The 18,086-nt window shown below is 67.5% G+C and carries 16 protein-coding genes and 1 riboswitch; of the genes, 9 read left to right on the forward strand and 7 right to left on the reverse strand.

From position 1 onward, the window contains the following. Positions 1–140: 140 nt before the first annotated feature. The 7 genes from AC5P9I_RS11445 (at position 141) to AC5P9I_RS11475 (ending at position 4,770) form a co-directional block, all read left to right on the forward strand. A complete protein-coding gene (locus AC5P9I_RS11445) occupies positions 141–326 on the forward strand; it encodes a hypothetical protein (protein WP_130768359.1) in 186 nt (61 codons plus the stop codon). Between the two features lie 456 nt (positions 327–782). Continuing rightward, positions 783–1,358 (forward strand): OmpO family porin, encoded by a 576-nt coding sequence (locus AC5P9I_RS11450; protein ID WP_049465985.1) that lies wholly within the window; start codon positions 783–785, stop codon positions 1,356–1,358. 121 nt (positions 1,359–1,479) lie between these two features. Continuing rightward, positions 1,480–2,247 carry a helix-turn-helix transcriptional regulator gene (locus AC5P9I_RS11455; RefSeq protein ID WP_049465986.1) on the forward strand — a complete coding sequence of 256 codons (768 nt, stop codon included), beginning with the start codon at positions 1,480–1,482 and terminating at the stop codon, positions 2,245–2,247. Between the two features lie 68 nt (positions 2,248–2,315). After that, on the forward strand, positions 2,316–2,684 hold the full coding sequence (locus AC5P9I_RS11460; RefSeq protein WP_049465989.1) for a VOC family protein: 369 nt from the start codon (positions 2,316–2,318) through the stop codon (positions 2,682–2,684). A 59-nt stretch (positions 2,685–2,743) separates the two neighbouring features. Continuing rightward, on the forward strand, positions 2,744–3,106 hold the full coding sequence (locus AC5P9I_RS11465) for a hypothetical protein (protein WP_065428186.1): 363 nt from the start codon (positions 2,744–2,746) through the stop codon (positions 3,104–3,106). Positions 3,107–3,197: 91 nt separating this feature from the next. Then, positions 3,198–4,172 (forward strand): Dyp-type peroxidase, encoded by a 975-nt coding sequence (locus AC5P9I_RS11470; RefSeq protein ID WP_049465993.1) that lies wholly within the window; start codon positions 3,198–3,200, stop codon positions 4,170–4,172. Positions 4,173–4,353: 181 nt separating this feature from the next. Next, positions 4,354–4,770, forward strand: coding sequence for a hypothetical protein (locus AC5P9I_RS11475; RefSeq protein WP_049470077.1), 417 nt, complete (start codon positions 4,354–4,356; stop codon positions 4,768–4,770). A gap of 59 nt (positions 4,771–4,829) precedes the next feature. Here the strand turns inward: AC5P9I_RS11475 and pnuC are convergent, their stop codons facing one another. The 5 genes from pnuC to AC5P9I_RS11500 form a co-directional block, all read right to left on the reverse strand. Next, on the reverse strand, positions 4,830–5,399 hold the full coding sequence (gene pnuC / locus AC5P9I_RS11480) for a nicotinamide riboside transporter PnuC (RefSeq protein ID WP_049470085.1): 570 nt from the start codon (positions 5,397–5,399) through the stop codon (positions 4,830–4,832). Between the two features lie 8 nt (positions 5,400–5,407). Then, the gene (locus AC5P9I_RS11485; RefSeq protein WP_049470073.1) at positions 5,408–7,597 is read right to left on the reverse strand and encodes a TonB-dependent siderophore receptor; all 2,190 of its coding nucleotides are present in this window, start codon (positions 7,595–7,597) and stop codon (positions 5,408–5,410) included. A 70-nt stretch (positions 7,598–7,667) separates the two neighbouring features. Then, a riboswitch (TPP riboswitch) is annotated at positions 7,668–7,763 on the reverse strand. 98 nt (positions 7,764–7,861) lie between these two features. Then, positions 7,862–8,986, reverse strand: coding sequence for a phosphotransferase enzyme family protein (locus tag AC5P9I_RS11490; RefSeq protein WP_049470070.1), 1,125 nt, complete (start codon positions 8,984–8,986; stop codon positions 7,862–7,864). A 125-nt stretch (positions 8,987–9,111) separates the two neighbouring features. Beyond that, entirely contained in the window at positions 9,112–9,519 is a 408-nt protein-coding gene (locus tag AC5P9I_RS11495; protein ID WP_049416597.1) for a glycine zipper 2TM domain-containing protein, read from the reverse strand. Positions 9,520–9,985: 466 nt separating this feature from the next. After that, on the reverse strand, positions 9,986–10,624 hold the full coding sequence (locus AC5P9I_RS11500) for a response regulator (RefSeq protein WP_235645020.1): 639 nt from the start codon (positions 10,622–10,624) through the stop codon (positions 9,986–9,988). A gap of 75 nt (positions 10,625–10,699) precedes the next feature. On the opposite strand from AC5P9I_RS11500, the gene AC5P9I_RS11505 reads away from it, so the two are divergent. Next, entirely contained in the window at positions 10,700–14,299 is a 3,600-nt protein-coding gene (locus AC5P9I_RS11505; RefSeq protein ID WP_130768360.1) for an ATP-binding protein, read from the forward strand. Here the strand turns inward: AC5P9I_RS11505 and AC5P9I_RS11510 are convergent. Both AC5P9I_RS11510 and AC5P9I_RS11515 read right to left on the reverse strand, forming a co-directional pair. Next, positions 14,293–14,691, reverse strand: a complete 399-nt coding sequence (locus AC5P9I_RS11510) for a c-type cytochrome (RefSeq protein ID WP_049470065.1) — start codon at positions 14,689–14,691, stop codon at positions 14,293–14,295. The genes AC5P9I_RS11505 and AC5P9I_RS11510 overlap by 7 nt on opposite strands. 65 nt (positions 14,692–14,756) lie before the next feature. Further along, complete coding sequence (locus AC5P9I_RS11515; RefSeq protein ID WP_049470061.1) at positions 14,757–16,433, reverse strand: electron transfer flavoprotein-ubiquinone oxidoreductase; 1,677 nt, start codon at positions 16,431–16,433, stop codon at positions 14,757–14,759. Between the two features lie 256 nt (positions 16,434–16,689). Here AC5P9I_RS11515 and AC5P9I_RS11520 point away from each other — a divergent pair, with 256 nt between their 5' ends. Then, positions 16,690–17,853: an acyl-CoA dehydrogenase family protein gene (locus tag AC5P9I_RS11520; RefSeq protein ID WP_049470057.1), complete on the forward strand. Its 1,164-nt coding sequence runs from the start codon at positions 16,690–16,692 to the stop codon at positions 17,851–17,853. Positions 17,854–18,086: the final 233 nt, after the last annotated feature.

Consider the following 18,086-nt stretch of genomic DNA (forward strand, 5'->3'; position numbering starts at 1 on the left):
AAGATGCGCTCCCTTCAGTCTGACGGAGTAGGACAACTGCGCAGCAGGGGTAGCTGGCTAGAATTGTGTCCAATGTTCCACCACGATTGCCAGATTCTAGTTGGCGGCGCTCTATCGGGCAGACGAAGAGAGATCCTTGCATGCTGCGCAGTGTTGAGGGCAGCACATTGATTGATTTGGTTGACGGATTCGTCTGCATCGCCGCCATCTCTCAAAAGCAATGGGCCGATGTGCTTGAGGTCGTTCGCAGAGCCAAACCAATTTCGATATCATCAGATAGTCAAGAAAATCACCTCAAACGGTGGCGAGGACATGAACGCAATTGATCGAGATATCCTGATCGTCGGCTTGTTTATCGCTTCTTTTGCCGTCTTCTTTGTCGGGTGGGCCTGCTGGCTCGCTGCGCGTCGGCGGCCTTGCCGGCGATCTGAGCGGAAGGTCTGAGTGAGCCTCAGGGCTATTCACGCCTAGATCTTCTTGGTCTCAGTGCCGCTCGCCCAGGCTACTCGGGGCGTACCCCTAGTCGGTGCCCGAGAGTGTTCCCATAGTTGGGACGCCGATGTGTTCCCATAGTTGGCGTTCAAGTGCCCAACTATGGGCACGTGGCTATGCGCGCTGCATGGCGAGTTCCCTGAACGGCAGCCTTATTTATACACCAGTCAGTTCAATATTCAGGGTCGATTGGCCCCCCTAACGGATAATTCACACCTGTCGACCGCCTCTTCTCTCTCCCCCTCCCGGGAGGCGGCCGACGAAACCAAAATAATGAAAGGTGTGTCCCGATGAACAAGAATTCGCTGCTCGCCCTGGGTCTTCTGGCTGCTCTGCCGTTCGCTGCATCGGCAACCGATGGCCTGTCGTACAACTACGTTGAAGGCGGCTACGTGAACACCGATGCCAAGGGCGGCGACGCCGATGGCTGGAAGGTGAAGGGTTCGGTGGCGGTGCACCCGAACTTCCACATCTTCGGCGACTACAGCGCGCAGGAGACCGACACGTTCAAGAATGACGTCGACCAGTGGCGCATCGGTGCCGGCTACAACTACGGCATCGCACCGAACACCGACCTGGTCGCCCGCGTCGCGTACCAGAAGTTCGACATGAAGCACGGCCTGGACTTCAACGGCTACTCGACCGAAGTCGGCGTGCGCACCGCGTTCAACCCGTACGTGGAAGGCTACGTGATGGCCGGCTACGAGGACTACACCAAGAAGCACGGCATCAACCCGGACGGCGAGTTCTACGGCCGCGTCGGCGCCACCGCCAAGTTCAACCAGAACTGGGGCCTGAGTGGCGAAGTGAAGCTGGCCAAGGCCGGCGACCGCGAGTGGTTCGTGGGCCCGCGCTTCACCTGGTAACAAACGCCTGTCGTTAGTGCGTGTTGTGCTGGCGTGTGACTCTCTCTCTCCCACACGCCAACCGAAGCCCGGCCTCGCGCCGGGCTTCACTTTTATGGGCTCCGGGGCGCCACAATGTCGCATGGGCGATTCCCCCTCTCTCGCAGGTACCGGCACGGCCTATCAGGAGCATCTGCCACCTGGCTCGCTGCGTGGCCACTTCGGCCAGCTTTGGCAGAGCCAGCTTCCTGCCGATGCCGATGGGCACATCATCGTATTGCCCGATGGCTGCGTGGATATCCTCTGGCGCGACGGTGCGTTGTTCGTGGTCGGCCCGGACCGCGTGGCCGCGCACCCGGCGCTGGCACCCGGTGCACAGGTGCTGGGCGCACGCTTCCGTCCCGGCCAGGCATTGGCCGCGCTGGGCCTGCCATTGGCCGGGATCATAGGCCAGGCCGTGCCACTGGCTGATCTGAAGGGCACGTGGGTGAACAAGGCTGCGGCCTCCATCGGCGACACCGCGCCTGCACTGCGCCTGCAGCGGATGGCGCACTGCCTGCAGCAGCATATGGGTGCGTCCGCGCTCGATATTTCGGCGCAGCGTGCACATGTCCTGTTCCGGGCGCTCGCCGCGGGTGACGCCACGCTGGATACGCTGGCGGCGCACTTGAGCCTGAGCCCGCGCAGCCTGCGCCGCTTCAGCCAGTCGCAGTTCGGCTACGGTGCCAAGACGCTGGAGCGGATCCTGCGCCTGCAACGTTTTCTTCGCCACAGCCGCGCGCTGCCGCAGCACTCGCTGGCGATGCTGGCCGCCGATGCCGGCTATGCCGACCAGGCCCATCTCAGCCGTGACGCTCGCGAACTGGCTGGCATGACCGCCAGCGAACTGCGCCTGGAGTGGGGGCAATGATGGCCGTTTTGTTCAAGACCCGCCGGCTGCACTGAGCGACGCTGGGGCTCCCTCAACGGAGCCATGCCATGAGCCATGCTGCTACCCACGATGCCGAACGCCGCATCGACAACATTGAATTCAACGTCGCCGACATCGCCCGCAGCAAGCGCTTCTATGGCGAGGTGTTCGGCTGGCAGTTCACAGACTACGGCGCGGCCTATACCGAGTTCGACGACGGCCGCCTGAAAGGTGGCTTCGTGGCCGACGCGCAGGTGCGTGCCCATGGGGGACCGCTGGTGATCCTCTACTGCGCGGACCTGGCCGATGCAGAGCGGCGCGTGGTTGCCGCCGGTGGTGAGGTGGTGCAGGCCGTGTTCGCCTTCCCCGGCGGCCGTCGCTTCCACTTCCGCGATCTGGACGGCTACGAGCTGGCGGTCTGGAGTGACGTGGATTGATCCTGCCTATGCCCGTCGTGGAGCGGGCATACTGGGACCGAGCCAGGCAGAGTTCCCGCATGCAGATCCCCATTTCCGCATATGTGCAGCAGGCCGACGGCAGCACCGTGCAGGTAGCGGTTCTGGACGCTGGCGTGCTTGCGGCGCTGCATGCCCTCGGCTTCCAGGGACAGGCCCCCACCTTGCGTGCTGAAGTGGGCGACGACATCAGCAAAGCTCGTTTGTTCGCTGCCCTGCGTGATCTTGGTGTAGCGTTTGCGGCCGGTCGCGAATGGAGTCCGGTCGAGGTATTTGGCTGGCTCTGCGACCATGGCTTGCTCGAAGGCCCGTATCTGCGCATCGCCTGGACCGATCCACAACGCTACGTAGTCTGCAGCGTCATGGCGCTCTCTCAAGCACAAGCGGCATCGACCGCGAACTGAGAACCGCTCCGTCCCCGGTCTGGCGGTTCCGCTATGATCGCCCGCACATCGCCACGCGCGATGCGCCCGCCTCAAGCCCGCAGGAACCGCCGTGAACTCCCAGCCCGCACCGATCACCGCCCTCAACCACACGCTCGACAACGAGCCGCAGCAGATCACCGCGCCACTGACCCATTCGGCGGCGTTCCTGGTGTTGAAGGTGAAGGATGACGAGGCGTCGATCGCCAGGGCACGCGAGGTGCTGGCGAGCACCGATGACCTGATCAAAAACACCGCCATCCGCGAGATCGAGCGTACCTTCACCTGCAACGTGGCCATCGGCCACCGCGTGTGGCAGCCGCTGGTGGGCTCCACGCCGCCGCGCGAGCTGAAGCCGTTCCGCGAGATCAAGGGCGCCACCCACACCGCCGTGTCCACGCCCGGTGACCTGCTGTACCACATCCGGGCGCGCACCATGGACCTGATCGTGGCGTTCGAGCGCAATCTGCTGATGGCCTTCGGCGATGCCGTTGAAGCGGTCGATGACGTGGCCGGGTTCCGCTATTTCGATGGCCGCGACCTGCTCGATTTCGTCGACGGCACCGCCAACCCGGAAGGGCTGTCGCTGCCGGAAGCCACGATCGTAGGTGACGAGGATCCGGACCACGCAGGCGGCAGCTACGTGGTGGTGCAGAAGTACCTGCACAACCTTGACGCCTGGCGCGCCCAGAAGACCGAGGCGCAGGAAGCGATCATCGGCCGCACCAAGCACGACAACATCGAGCTGGACGACGCGCCGGCCGATGCGCAGAAGTCGCACAAGACGCTGTGCACCATCGAGGATGCCGACGGCGAGCACGAGATCCTGCGCGACAACATGCCGTTCGCCAACCCGGGCCGCGGCGAGTACGGCACCTACTTCATCGGCTACACCCGCCGCCTGTGGGTGATCGAGAAGATGCTCGAGCGCATGTTCATCGGCAATCCCGCGCCACTGCACGACCGCATCCTCGACTTCTCCACCGCCACCACCGGCGTGACCTTCTTCGCGCCCTCGCGCAAGGTGCTGGCCGACCTGGGCGAGTGATCGCGCCTCTCGTCCTTGCGCATGCTACTGGCCGCTCTGTTCCAGTAGATCCACGCCATGCGTGGATGGCGCACACGTTGCCCGTAGCAGCCACGCATGGCGTGGCTCTACTGTGCCGCCATCTGCCTGTCATCTACCGCGCCGACCATGTCGTGCTGGATGGGAGTGCAGGAGGCGGGCGATGACCATGACCGGAAACAGGAGCGGCGCACGCCGCGGCTGGAAGCGGCTGGCAGCATTGTTCGCCGCGCTGGCACTGGGCAGTTCGGCGGTGTCCGCGCAAGAAGCCCCTGCGCACTGGATGGCCTACGCCGCCTCCGTGGGAGGCCAGCTGCAGCAGCGCCTGCAGCAGGAGCACGATCCGCAGGCGCAGCGTGTACTGGAATGGCTGCGGGCACACCCGGACACGCCGATGCCACTGCCGGTAAGCCTGTGGATCGCCGCGGACGGCCGCATTTCGAAACTGGAATTCGACAGCCTGGGTGATGCCCAGGTCGATGCCGACCTGCGCGCGACGCTGCAGGCCGGCCCGCTGCAGGCGGGACCGCCGGCCGACATGCGCCAGCCGCTGCGGCTGGGTTTGGCCCTGACCCCATAGATCCACGCCATGCGTGGATGGCGTGCCGATTGCCCGCAACAGCCACGCATGGCGCGGCTCTATTGCGTTGCCACCTGTGGCTCGCGCGCGGCCGCGCTCCATGCGCGCAGGCCGAACACGGCCAGGCCGAGGAAGAACACGTACAGCGCGGCGGTCACGTGCAGCGACTTGAACAGGTACGCGCCGACGTAAACCACGTCCACCGCGATCCACACCCACCAGCAGGCGACGTGGCGGCGTGCCTGCCACCACTGGCCGACCAGGCTCAGCGCGGTCAGCATCGCATCCAGCCAGGGCAGCGCGGCATCGGTGAAGGTGTGCATGGCCGCGCCCAGCGCCACGCCACCACACAGGCCGATGGCCAGGTCGCGCAGCAGCGTTCCGCGCGCCAGCGGTACGATGCGGATGCTGCCCTCGTCGGTCGCGTGCTGCCGCCAGTTCAGCCAGCCGTAGACCAGGAAGCCACCAAAGGCGACCTGCAGCAGCGTGTCCGAGTACAGCTTGGCCTCGGCGAACACCAGGCCATACAGCGCCACCGACAGCAGGCCCACCGGCCACGCCGACAACCGGCGGCGGGCCATCAGCCAGACGCCGAGGATGCTGCACAGCGCGGCGCTCCACTCGAGCATCACGCTGCTCACAACGCGAACGTCACCGACAGGCGGGCCTGTCGCGGTGCGCCAGGGAACACGTAGTAGTCACCGCCGCTGCTGCCGGTATCACGCCAGTAGAAGCGGTTGAACACGTTGTCCACCGATAGGTTCCAGGTCACTGCGCGTTCGTGCAGGCGATGCTGGAAGCGCAGGCCCGCATCGAACACCGAGTAGTCCGGTGCACGCACGCCGCCGTCGGCACGCGCCACGTTGGCACCGGCATAGCGCCAGCCGCCGGTGACATCCAGGCCCTGCACGAACGGCAGCGCGTAGGCCAGGTGCACGCTGGCGCGCAGCTTCGGCACGTTCACCAGCTGATGGCCTTCATAGGCCGGCGTGCCGGTGTCGCGCGCGCGCGCCTGCAGCACGCTGGCGCTGGCCACGATCTGCAGTGCATCGGTCAGCTGCCCGTTGGCGGTCAGCTCCAGGCCAGTGTGGGTCTGCGTGCCTTCCTCGACGAAGGTGTAGCCGACGTCGCTGCCGTCCGGCTTGGCGTACTGGTACGGCTGCGAGATGCGGAACACGGCCGCGCCCAGCGTCAGCGCCTCGACCGGCACGTACTTCACGCCCACTTCCAGCTGCCGCGACTGCACCGACGGCAGGAAGGTGTCGGCATTGCTGGTCCAGAACGGCGCTTCCTGGCCCAGAGAAATGCCGCGCACGTAGCTGGCATAGGCATTGAGCTGGTCGGTGGCCTTCCACACCACCGCGGTCTGCGGCAGGAAACGCGACAGGCGGCTGTGCCGCTGCGGCGTACCACGCTTGTCGTAGGCACGCTCGTCCAGGCGCACGAAGCGACCACCGGCCAACCACTGCCAGTCATCACCGAAGCTGATCCGGTCCAGCGCGAAGAACGCGGTCTGGCGGCTGTCCAGGCGTCGCGCGGACGGGCCCGGCATCTTCGGCGACGGCTCGAATACCGGCACCGGCGCATCGTGGATGTTGGTGGTGCCGACGTACTCGTTGACGCTCGGGCGCCTGTCCACGGTGCGGCGGAAGTAGTCGGCACCGACGGTCAGCTGGTGGCCGACGCTGCCGGTCTGGAAGCGCCCGCGCAGCTCGGCACGGGCCTGCTGGTTGCGGCGGGTGTCGTCCGGGCTGCGGTAGTCGTAGACGTCATAGTCGCCGTTCGGCGCGAAGTAATTGCCCGGCACGCTGCCATCGGCGCACTGCGTGGCGTAGTAGCAGCCGTAGGCGAAGGCGACGTTGTCATCGATCACCGAGCGGCTGTGGCCGACCGAGACGCGCGACTGCCAGGCGTCATTGAAATCGTAGGTGTGCAGGGCGGTGATGTTGGTGCTGGCGATGTCCACCGGGCGCTGCCACGGCTGGTAACCCAGCAGGTGTTCGCGGTCGACACCGCGCGGCAGGTCGCGCGCGCCCAGCAGCTGGTAGCCGGACACCGAACGCTGCGCGCTGGTCTGGTAGTTCGCATCCACCTCCAGCTTGCCGCGTTCGCCGATCAGCCAGTCGGCGGCCAGCGCGTAGAAGTTGCGGCGGCCATCGGCGTGCTCGACATAGGAATTGCTGGAATCCCACGCGGCATTCAGGCGCAGGCCGAAGCGCGGGGTGATCCAGTGACCGACGTCGACAGCGGCGTAGCGCGATCCTTCCGAATCGGTGCCGAGCGTGGCGGTGCGCACCTCGGTCGGGCGCTTGCCGATGTAGTTGATGATCCCGCCCGGCGCCATCACGCCTGCCGCCAGCCCGGCTTCACCCTTGAGGATCTCCACCGACTGCACGTTCTCCAGCGCCAGACGTTGTTCGCCGGCGATGGACAGCCCGTTGAAGCGGTAGCCGGTGGCCGCGTCCAGTGCGAAGCCGCGGATGGCGATGTTCTGGTAGTAGCCCACCGGCGCGTAGGCATCACCCAGCGAGGCATCGTTGCTGGCCAGCTCGGACAGCGAACGTACCTGGCGGCGGTCGAGGTAATCGCGCTCGAGCACGTTCACCGACGCCGGCGTGTCCTTCCACGAACCGCCGCCGAAGGCATTCACGCGCGAGGTATCGGCCTTCGCTTTGCCCGCCTGCACGCGCACCGCCGCCAGTTCGGTCGGCGAGCGTTCGGCACCAGCGGCAGCCGCATCGGTGGTGGACTCGGCCTCGCTGGCATGCAGCGGCAGCGCGGCGCAGAGGGCGAGGGAGAGCAGGGTGGGGCGAAGGCAGCGGTTCATTCGATTCGTCTTCGGACAACAAGGGAGACGAAGCGACGGCGCGCAGGTGCACCGGCCCATGATGGGGGTGTGGCTGCGGCTCAAAGCTCCCTACGCCGGTGCAAACCGGATCAGGTTCCAAGGGACTCTCTCAGCCTGGCAGATCCAGGCACCCCCGCTTCAGGTGACCATTTCACTACAAATGGTACGGATTTGCGAGCGCCACCCGGGGTCAGATCCCTTTCCGCAGGAAAGGGATCTGACCCCAACGGTGTCCCAATCGGGTCACGCGGCGGCGTGCAGGGCCTGCAGCAGTGCCTGCCCCGGGGCGGTATGGAACCACGCCGGATGGCCCAGCATGAAAGGCTGCCAGGCCACGTCGGCATTCGCGGTCGAGCCGGTGATGCCCTCGAAGTACTCCACTTCGGACAGTGCGAAGTCGAAATGGACCATGGGCAGCAGGTCGGCCAGCAGGTGCGCGCGTGCCGCCGACAGCGGCAGCACCTGGCGATAGCCCTCGAGCAGCGCCAGCGCGATGTCCAGGCGCACGGCCTCGCTGCCGCGTTCCAGTTCCAGCCACGCCACCGCGTTGCGCTCGATCGCGGTGGCGAGGTCGAACAGTGCGCTGGTGGGCGAAGCCAGGCCGAAATCCAGCACGGTGCTGACCTGCCCGTCGCGCCACAGCAGGTTGGAGACATGCCAGTCGTTATGCGCCCAGAGCCGTGGCTCGGCGCGCAGGCGCTCGGCCAGCCCGGCGTGCCACGGCAGTACGTCGCGCTGCAGCTGCGCCTCCCAGGGAATGCGCGCGAGATAGCGGGCCAGCCCGGGACGCTCATGCAGTCCTGCCTTGATCGCCGCGATCGGATCGTCGGCGCGGATCAGATCATCGCGCGCGACCAGCACATGGGTGCTGCGCTGGGGCGCATGGTAGCTGGCGGCGGCACGGTGCAGCTGTGCGAGTGCGCGCCCGGCTTCGCGGGCCTGGGCGACATCGGTCAGCAGCGACCACGACACCGCGTCGCGGTACAGGTCATCGCCCGCGCCGACGGCATGCAGTTCAAAGGTCCACTCGCCGTGCTCGACGGCGGTGCGGCCATCGGCCGCTGGCAGCACCTGCACCACCGGTACGCCCGCCGCAGCGAGATGGGCGATGAAATGGTGCTCTTCTTCCAGGCACGTCGCGCTGCGCACGCTGTGGTGATGGCGCTTGACGAACACCGCCCCGTTCGCGCCGCTGACGATGGCGGCAGCCGACAGCGGCCGCGGGCTGTGCCAGCGCGGCTGGCTGCCGCTGTCCAGCTGTGGGTAGCGCTGGCGCAGCCACGCGATGTCCGCCGCGCTGATCGGTGGCCAGTCGGCAGCCACCTCGTCGTTGTTGAGGCCCTGCACGCGGTGGGAGGGAGACGTCATGCCGCAGCCCGAGAGGGGAAAGTCACATCCAAGGCTGCGCATTCAACGCCATGAGCGCGGCCAACGCAAACGGGCGGGTCACCGACCCGCCCGTCCGTGCAGCCGCGTGGAGGATGCCGCGCGGCTTACCAGCCGCGATGGCGGCCGCGGTCGTGGTAGTAGCGGTTGTCGTAGTAGCGCTCGCGCTGCCAGCGGCGGTCGTCGCCGCGGTCGTAGTAACCGCTGCGGTAGTAGCCACGATCGTAGCGGCGGTCGTAGCGGTTGTCATAGTAGCGATTGTCGTAATAACGACGGTCGCGGCGGTCGGAGGTGGTCAGATTGCCGATCGCGCCGCCGGCCACGGCACCACCGACGGTGGCTGCAGGATCACCGTTGGAGAGCAGGTTGCCGGCCACGCCACCGACCACGGCGCCGACCAGGGTGCGCTTGTCCTTCCTCGACATCGCGCTGGCATCGCTGACCACGGCGACACCGGCCACCAGTGCCAGCGCCATCGCCAGACCACGGAAGCTGAGTGTGGAAGTACTGAGCATGATTCGTTCTCCTGTGAGGTGCATGCCACGCTGGGCAGGGAGGGCGCGGGGCGCCCCGGCTGCCGTGATGTCCACGCTGGCGTTCCAACATTGCCGGAACATTGCCTGGGCCACCGTGCGGCTTGCGCATTCATCTAGCGGCAGGTGGCATGAAGCAAGGCTGAAAGCGGCCTCGGCCGCTCAGCTGGCAGAAAGGGAAAAGGCCACGCGGAGGTGGCCCCTCCCTTCTCTGCCAAGGCGTTGGCATGTCAGACGCCCATCGCCTCTGGGCCTGCCGCGCCGGCTCCCGCGGGGTCTCCTGCTGCGGCTGCAGCACGTCAGGCGCGCCCTGCACCGCACCGCTGCCGAGCGCCAGGCCCTGCCCGCTGGCGGCCCGCGTCCACGGCGACGCGGCTGGCGGCCGGACATGCGCCGGTCGATTCCTTCGACCTCGCATTGTTGTCGGGGCGATTATGTGAATCGCGTCTCAGATTTTCCCGTCACGCAGGTAGTCGAACAATTCGGCATCGCCCTTCAACCCCAGCTTGAGCATCGCATCGCCCTTCTGCCGGCTGATGGTGCTGACGCTCTTGTGCAGCAGCAGCGAGATCTCCTTCACTGTCATGCCGGTGCCGAGCAGGCGCAGCACCTCCACCTCGCGCGGGGACAGCGGCTTGCCGTCGCCCTCGCGCATGCGCCAGCTGCCGGCTGCCTCCACCCGCTCGCGCAGGCTGCGGCTGATGTAGGGCTGGCCGCGGTAGACCGCCTGGATCGCCTGCGGCAGCTCGTCCATCGACGAACTCTTGTCGACCAGGCCGAGCACACCACTGTCGAGCACCATGCGCAGGATCGCGAGGTTGCTGGAAACGCTGAGCATCAGCACCGGCAGGTCCGGGTGGCGGCGCCGGATCATGCCGATCATGGCGAAGCCATCGGCCTGCGGACTGCCCGGCATCGAGTAGTCGGTGACCAGCAGGTCGCAGGGCTGGTCGGCGAGCAGGGTCATCAGTGCCTGCGCGCTGTCGGCCTCGCCGACCACGCGGCCCACGCCGCTGGACTCGATGACGGCGCGGGTACCGATGCGGACCACCGGGTGATCGTCTGCGATGATGATGCGCAAGCTCATGCTCTAGTATGGCCATCGGGCACGCCGGACCGCGACCATCGCGGTCCCTGGCAGGATTCTAGGAGATCGACGCAGATGCGTAGGTGGGCTGTTCGCGGGCTGCTCCTGCTGCTGGCGGTGCTGGCCCTGCCCGTGGCCCAGGCACAGCCGGTCCCTGGGCTGCTGCCGCTCAGCCCGTTGCAGCGCGAATACCTGGTGGCGCATCCGACCATCGTTGTCGGGCAGTATGACAGCGGTTGGCCGCCCTTCGAGTCCCTCCGTGACGGCCAGCAGGTCGGTCTGGGACCGGACTACCTGTCGCATCTTGCACGCCAGCTCGGCATGAAGGTCGAGGCGCGCCGCTATCCCGACTGGACATCCGTGCTGGATGCGGCATGCCGTGGCGAGATCGACGTGGTGATGAATGTCGGTCTCAGTGCCGACCGCACCCGCTGCATGGTCTATACCGCGGCCTACAGTGAGGCGCCGCTCGCCCTGGTGGGCCGGCCCGATGACCTGCGTGCCTCCGACATGCCGGACCTGGATGGGCTGAGGGTCGTGATCGAGCAGGATTTCCTGACCGGTCCGCAGGTGCGCGCCCGATTCCCGCGTGCCCGCCAGCTTGTCGCAAGCGACACGTTGAGCGCGTTGCAGATGGTCATAGACGACAAGGCCGACGTCTACATCGGCAATGCATTTGTCGCCACCGAGCTGATTGCCAGCCGGCGCCTGCAGGGCGTGGCGCTGCTGCGGCCGAGCGACCTGCCCCCTGAGCGGCTGCACTTCGGCATTCCCAACAGCAAGCAACCCCTGGCCGAAGCCCTGGACCTGGCGCTGGCGGCCACCAGCCAGGCCCAGCGCGATGCCCTGGCACAACGCTGGTTGTCTCCGCCGCACTGGTCGGCATCGGCGCAGCTGGCGCTGAGCCAGGCCGAGAAGCGCGTGCTGGAGCAGCCGCTGAAGATCGGTTTCGCCCCGAATGCCGCGCCGCTGTCGTTCACCGGCGAGGATGGCCGGCCCAGCGGCCTGGCCAGCGAATACCTGCAGCGCCTGATGCAGGCTGGCGCCAACCTGCAGGTCGAGGACAGCCACGACTGGTACGAGGTACGCGAGAAGGCCCGCCGCGGTGAGCTGCAGGCGGTGATGGGCATTCCTGTCGATTCACGTTACCTGGGCCCGGACTGGGTGTTCAGTCAGCCCTTCATCAGCGTGCCGAACGTGATTGTGGTCAGGAGCGATGGCGAGTCGCTGCTGGACCTGGCCGACCTGCAGGGCAAGCGCGTGCTGCTGTCCGACCCGGAGCGTGTGCGCGGCTACGTGCTGCAGCAGGCACCGCAGGCGCGGATCATCGCTGCACGCAGCGCCGAACAGTCACTGCAGCGCCTGCTCGATGGCGAAGCCGATGCGTACATCGGCAACCTTGCCGTGGTGGATCACCTGCTGCGCAGCCGTTTCCCGGGGCGGCTGCAGGTGGCGGCACCGGCCGGCTTCAACGACCAGCTGGTGCTGGCCGTGGATCGCCGCCACGGGGCGCTGGCCACCACCTTCGATCGCCTGCTGCTGCAGATGACCCCACGCAAGCGCGAGGCCCTGCGCAACGCCTGGCTGGGGGTGGAGTACCGCAACGGTGTCGACTGGAGCAACGTGCTGCGGTGGGGCGTGCCGGTGCTGCTGGTGCTGCTGACCGCGCTGCTGGTGCATGGCGTCGGCCATTGGCGCCTGCGCCGTGAGGTGGCAGGACGCCGCCAGCTGGAGCAGCGCCTGGCCGAGGTGACCGACAACCTGCCGGCGGTGGTCTACCAGGCACGTCGCGATGCCGATGGCACGCTCAGTTTCCCGTTCATTGCCGGCGACCTGCCGGCGTTGTTCGGTATCACCCGGCAGCAGGCCGAGCAGGATGCAAAGCTGCTGCTGGAACGCATCGAGCAGGACGACCGCGCGCACATCCTGCATTCCATCGAGCAGGCCGCGCGCCAGTTCGCACCGTTGGTCCTGGAGTTCCGCCTGCGCAGCGATGAGGAAGGCACGCGCTGGGTGCGCAGCCAGGCCCACCCCTATGCCGCCGAAGAGGGCGCGGTGATCTGGAGCGGCTACTGGGTGGATGTGACCGAAGCGCGGATGCAGGCCGATGCGCTGGCGGCGGCGAAGGCAGAGGCCGAGCAGGCTGCGGAAGCCAAATCGCGTTTCCTGGCCACGATGAGCCACGAGATCCGCACGCCAATGAGTGGCGTGCTGGGCATGCTGGAGGTGCTGGCGCACTCGCCGCTGGACAGCGAGCAGCAGCGCATCCTCGGCGTGATCGAGGATTCGGCGCAGATGCTGCGGCAGATCCTCGACGACATCCTCGATTACTCGCGGCTGGAAGCAGGTGCATTGCGCCTGGAGCCGGTGCCGCAACCGCTGCGGCCCCTGCTGGAAAGCGTGTGCCGCCTGCTGTCCGCGCAGGCCAGCGCGCGTGGCCTGGCGCTGCACGTGCAGATCGATCCCGATCTGGCGCCGGCCCACGAAGTGGACGGCGTACGGCTGCGCCAGATCGTGTTCAACCTGCTCAGCAATGCCATCAAGTTCACCAGCCAGGGCGAGGTGCGCCTGCAGCTGGAGGTGCTGGGGCCGACCAGCGAGGACGGTGTGCAGCCGCTGTGCCTGAGCGTGACCGACACCGGCATGGGCATCGCACCGGAACAACTGCAGCACCTGTTCGCGCCATTCACCCAGGCCGGCGCCTACATCCAGCGTGACCACGGCGGCACCGGCCTGGGCCTGAGCATCTGCCAGCGCCTGGTGCAGATGATGCAGGGCGAACTGACCCTGCACAGCACGCTGGGCGAAGGCACGCGCGCCGAAGTGCGGGTCTCGCTGGTCGAGGCCGGCAGCGAGGACGCGGCGGCGCTGCTGGCCGAGCAGGACCAGACCGCGCTGCTGCCCGCCGCATTGCGCCAGGCGCGGGTGCTGGTGATCGAGGATCACCCCACCAACCAGGCGATGATGGCGTGGCGGCTGCAGCAACTGGGCGTGCCCTATGTGCTGCTGGGCGACGGCCAGCAGGCGCTGGACCGCTTGTCATCGGAGTCCTTCGACCTGGTCATTACCGACTGCCGCATGCCGGTACTCGACGGGTTTGGGTTCACCCGCCTGCTGCGCGAACGCGAGGGTCGCACCGGGCAGCCGCGACTGACGGTGCTGGCATTGACCGCCAGCGTGCTGGACGACGATGCGCGCCGCTGCCGCGAGGCAGGCATGGACGAGGTGCTGGCCAAGCCGCTGTCGCTGGCCACGCTGCGCACCGCGCTGCTGCGCTGGCTGCCGCAGGCGCAGGGCCAGTCGTTCGACGCGGCCGTACAGGAGGATGCCGCCGACGACGGTGATGCGCTGCCTGACCTGGCCACCCTGCAGCAGCGCTACGGTTCGCGTGCGGTGGCCGAACAGCTGCGCGACAGCCTGCTGCAGGCCAGTGAGGGCGACCTCGCGGCCGTGCTGCGCGCCGTGCAGGCCGGTGACCGCGAGACCGCGGCGCGGCACCTGCATCGCCAGGCCGGCGGCCTCGGGGCGATCGGAGCGACGGCACTGGCCGGGCAGGCCAACGCGCTGGTCGAGCGCCTGCAGGATGCGGGCGGGGCCGACCCGGCACCGTTGTTCGCCGCCGTCACGGCGTTCGTGGCCCGGCTGCAGCATCAGCTGCAGCGACTGGCTCACTGAGCCGACTGCTGTTGCAGGTAGGCGATCACCAGCGCGCGGCGTTCGGGGCTGGGGAAGGCGTTGTACATGCGGGTGCCGGGCACCACGTGGGTGGGCGACTGCAGGAAGGCATCCAGGGTCTGCGCGGTCCAGGTGATGTCGGCGCGGCGCATGCCCTCGGAATAGCCGTAGTCGGGCAGGCTGCCGGCGCGGCGGCCGATCACGCCGTGCAGGTTCGGCCCGAAGCGGTGGATGCCGCCGGGCTGCACGGTGTGGCAGCCTGCGCACAGTTCGAACGCGCGCTGCATGGCCTGCTGCCGGGCCTGTTCCGGCGTGGCCGGTGGCGCAGGCGGGCGCTGGCAGGCCGTGGCAAGCAGGGCCCAGGCAAGGGCGGTGAGCAGGGAGACACGCATGGCCGGGCAGGATAGCGGTGCGCTGCAGTGGCCGGGCTGCGACACGCAGCCGCAGCCCGGGGCGATCACATGCCCGAGTAGTTCGGGCCGCCGCCGCCCTGCGGGGTCACCCAAACGATGTTCTGGGTCGGGTCCTTGATGTCGCAGGTCTTGCAGTGCACGCAGTTCTGCGCGTTGATCTGCAGGCGTGCGTTGTCGGCTTCGCCAACGAACTCGTACACGCCGGCCGGGCAGTAGCGCGCTTCCGGGCCGGCGTACTCGGCCAGGTTCACCTTCACCGGAATGCTCGGGTCCTTCAGGGTCAGGTGGCTGGGCTGGTTCTCGTCGTGGTTGGTGCTGCTCAGGAACACCGAGCTGAGACGGTCGAAGGTCAGCACCCCGTCCGGCTTCGGATAGGTAATGCGGGTGTGCTGGGCCGCCGGCTCCAGGCAGGCATGGTCCGGCTGGGTGCGGTGCAGCGTCCACGGCGGGTTGCGCACGCCCAGCTTCGGCAGCAGCCACTGCTCCACGCCGGTCATCAGCGTGGCCACGGTCTGGCCCTTCTTGAACCACTGCTTGAAGTTCTTGGCCTGCTGCAGTTCGGTGAACAGCCAGCTGGCTTCGAAGGCCTTCGGATAGGCGCTCAGCTCATCGTGCTGGCGGTTGGCGGCCAGCGCGTCGAACGCGGCGTCGGCGCACAGCATGCCGGTCTTGATCGCGGCGTGGCTGCCCTTGATGCGGCTGGCGTTGAGATAACCGGCCTCGCAACCGACCAGCGCGCCACCGGGGAACACCGTCTTCGGCAGCGACAGCAGGCCGCCGGCGGTGATCGCACGCGCGCCGTAGCCGATGCGGGTACCGCCTTCCAGGTGCTTGCGGATATCAGGATGGGTCTTGAAGCGCTGGAATTCCTCGAACGGGCTCAGCCAGGGGTTCTTGTAGTCCAGGCCGACCACGTAGCCGATGGCGACCTTGCCACCTTCGGCGTGGTAGAGGAACGCACCGCCGTAGGTGTCGCTGTCCAGCGGCCAGCCGGCGGCGTGCACCACCAGGCCCGGCTCATGCCGGGCCGGGTCGATCTGCCACAGTTCCTTGATGCCGATGCCGTAGGCCTGCGGGTCCTTGCCTTCGTCCAGCTTGTAGCGGGCGATCAGCTGGCGGCCGAGGTGGCCGCGCGCGCCTTCGGCGAAGACCGTGTACTTGGCGTGCAGCGCCATGCCGCGCTCGAAGGCCGGGCCGATGCTGCCGCCCTTCTCGATGCCCATGTCGCCGGTGGCCACGCCGATCACTTCGCCGGTGTCGCCGTACAGCACCTCGGCGGCGGCGAAGCCGGGGAAGATCGCCACTTCCAGCGCCTCGGCCTGCTGCGCCAGCCAGCGGGTCACTTCGCCCAGGCTGATGATGTAGTTGCCTTCGTTGTGGAAGCACTCCGGCAGCAGCGCATTGGGCGTGCTGCGCGACCCGGTCTCGCTGAGGAACAGGAACTCGTCGCGGGTGACCTTCTGCTTCAGCGGTGCGCCGCGTTCGGCCCAGTCCGGGAACAGTTCGGCCAGCGCGCGCGGATCCATCACCGCGCCGGACAGCACGTGCGCGCCCGGTTCGGAGCCCTTTTCCAGCACGCACACCGACAGTTCGCGGCCGGCTTCGATCGCGCGCTGGCGCAGGCGGATCGCGGTGGCCAGGCCGGCGGGGCCGGCGCCGACGATCACCACGTCGAACTCCATTACTTCACGCGGGGGCAGGGCGTTGGCTTCAGCGCTCATCGATTGCATGACTCGTGGGTAGGGCCGGCATCGGGGCCACCGGCGGTGCCTGGGAATCGCGCGTGCAGCCACGGGCGAAACGGTTGTTTGAATGTGTCAGGGTACCGGGCCGCGCGTGATCGAGCTAGATCGGCGATGTTCACGCCCGGATTGCTGCAATGCAGCGTAGTGCCGCAGCCCTGCCAGTGCCGACCCTGGCCGGCACGCGCTGTGCGGATGACCGACAATGGCCCGGTCCTGACTGCGCGTGAGTGCCATGGCTTTGCATCCGTACGATCTGTTCGATGTCCGTTCCCTGCTCGACGAGGAAGAGCGCGCGGTGCAGGAGAGCGTCGCCCGCTTCACCAACGAGCGCGTGCTGCCGATCATCGGCGATGCCTTCGACCAGGCCCGTTTCCCCGCCGAGCTGGTGCCGGAGATCGCGTCTCTGGGCCTGCTCGGCGCGACACTGCCGGCCGAATACGGTGGCGGTGGCCTCGGCGCGGTCAGCTATGGCCTGATCTGCCAGGAGCTGGAGCGCGGCGATTCTGGCCTGCGCAGCTTCGTTTCGGTGCAGAGCTCGCTGTGCATGTATCCCATCTACGCGTACGGCAGCGAGGAACAGCGCCAGCAGTGGCTGCCGGCGATGGCACGCGGCGAGCTGATCGGCTGCTTCGGCCTGACCGAGGCGCACGGCGGGTCCGACCCGGCCAGCATGAAGACCCGCGCGGTGCGCGACGGCAGCGACTGGCGCATCAGCGGCAGCAAGATGTGGATCACCAGCGGCCCGGTGGCCGACCTGGCCATCGTATGGGCACAGACCGAGGACGGTATCCAGGGCTTCGTGCTGGAGAAGGGCATGGCCGGCTTCACCACGCAGGAAATCAAGCACAAGATGAGCCTGCGCGCATCGCTGACCGGTGCGCTGTTCTTCGATGACGTGCGCGTGCCCGACAGCCACCGCCTGCCGAACGTGAAGGGCCTGAAGGGGCCGCTGGGCTGCCTGACCCAGGCCCGCTATGGCATCAGCTGGGGCCCGATCGGCGCGGCCATCGCCTGCCTGGATGAAGCGCTGGGCTACGCCAAGGAGCGTGTGCTGTTCGGCCGCCCGCTGGCCGCCACCCAGAGCGCGCAGATCAAGCTGGCGGAAATGGCCCGCCGCATCACCACCGCCCAGCTGCTGGCCCTGCAGCTGGGCCGGCTGAAGGAAGCCGGCCAGCTGCAGCCGCAGCAGGTCAGCCTGGCCAAGTGGAACAACTGCCGCATGGCGATCGACATCGCCCGCGAGTGTCGCGATCTGCTCGGTGGGGCTGGCATCACCACCGAACACGTGGCGATCCGGCACGCGCTGAACCTCGAATCGGTGATCACCTATGAAGGCACCGAGACCGTGCACCAGCTGGTGATCGGCCGCGAACTGACCGGCATCAACGCGTTCTGAGTGCACCGGTAGTGCCGGCCGCTGGCCGGCATTGCCCAGCAGCGTATCCGCAGGCGAGCGATCGGTGTACCGAACCGCGCACCGGACGGAACTGCCGCGAGTGTTCAAGGACAGCCTGTAGCGCGCGGCTGTCGGGTCCGCCTTGAAGCGAGCCGAGGAGCGCAAGGGTACCGGTGCGCAGCACCGGCTCGCCGATGGCGGCGCGTTTCTTTGGTTACTTTCTTTGCGCGAGC

Source organism: Stenotrophomonas sp. YJH_SMC_29 (genome assembly GCF_059371235.1).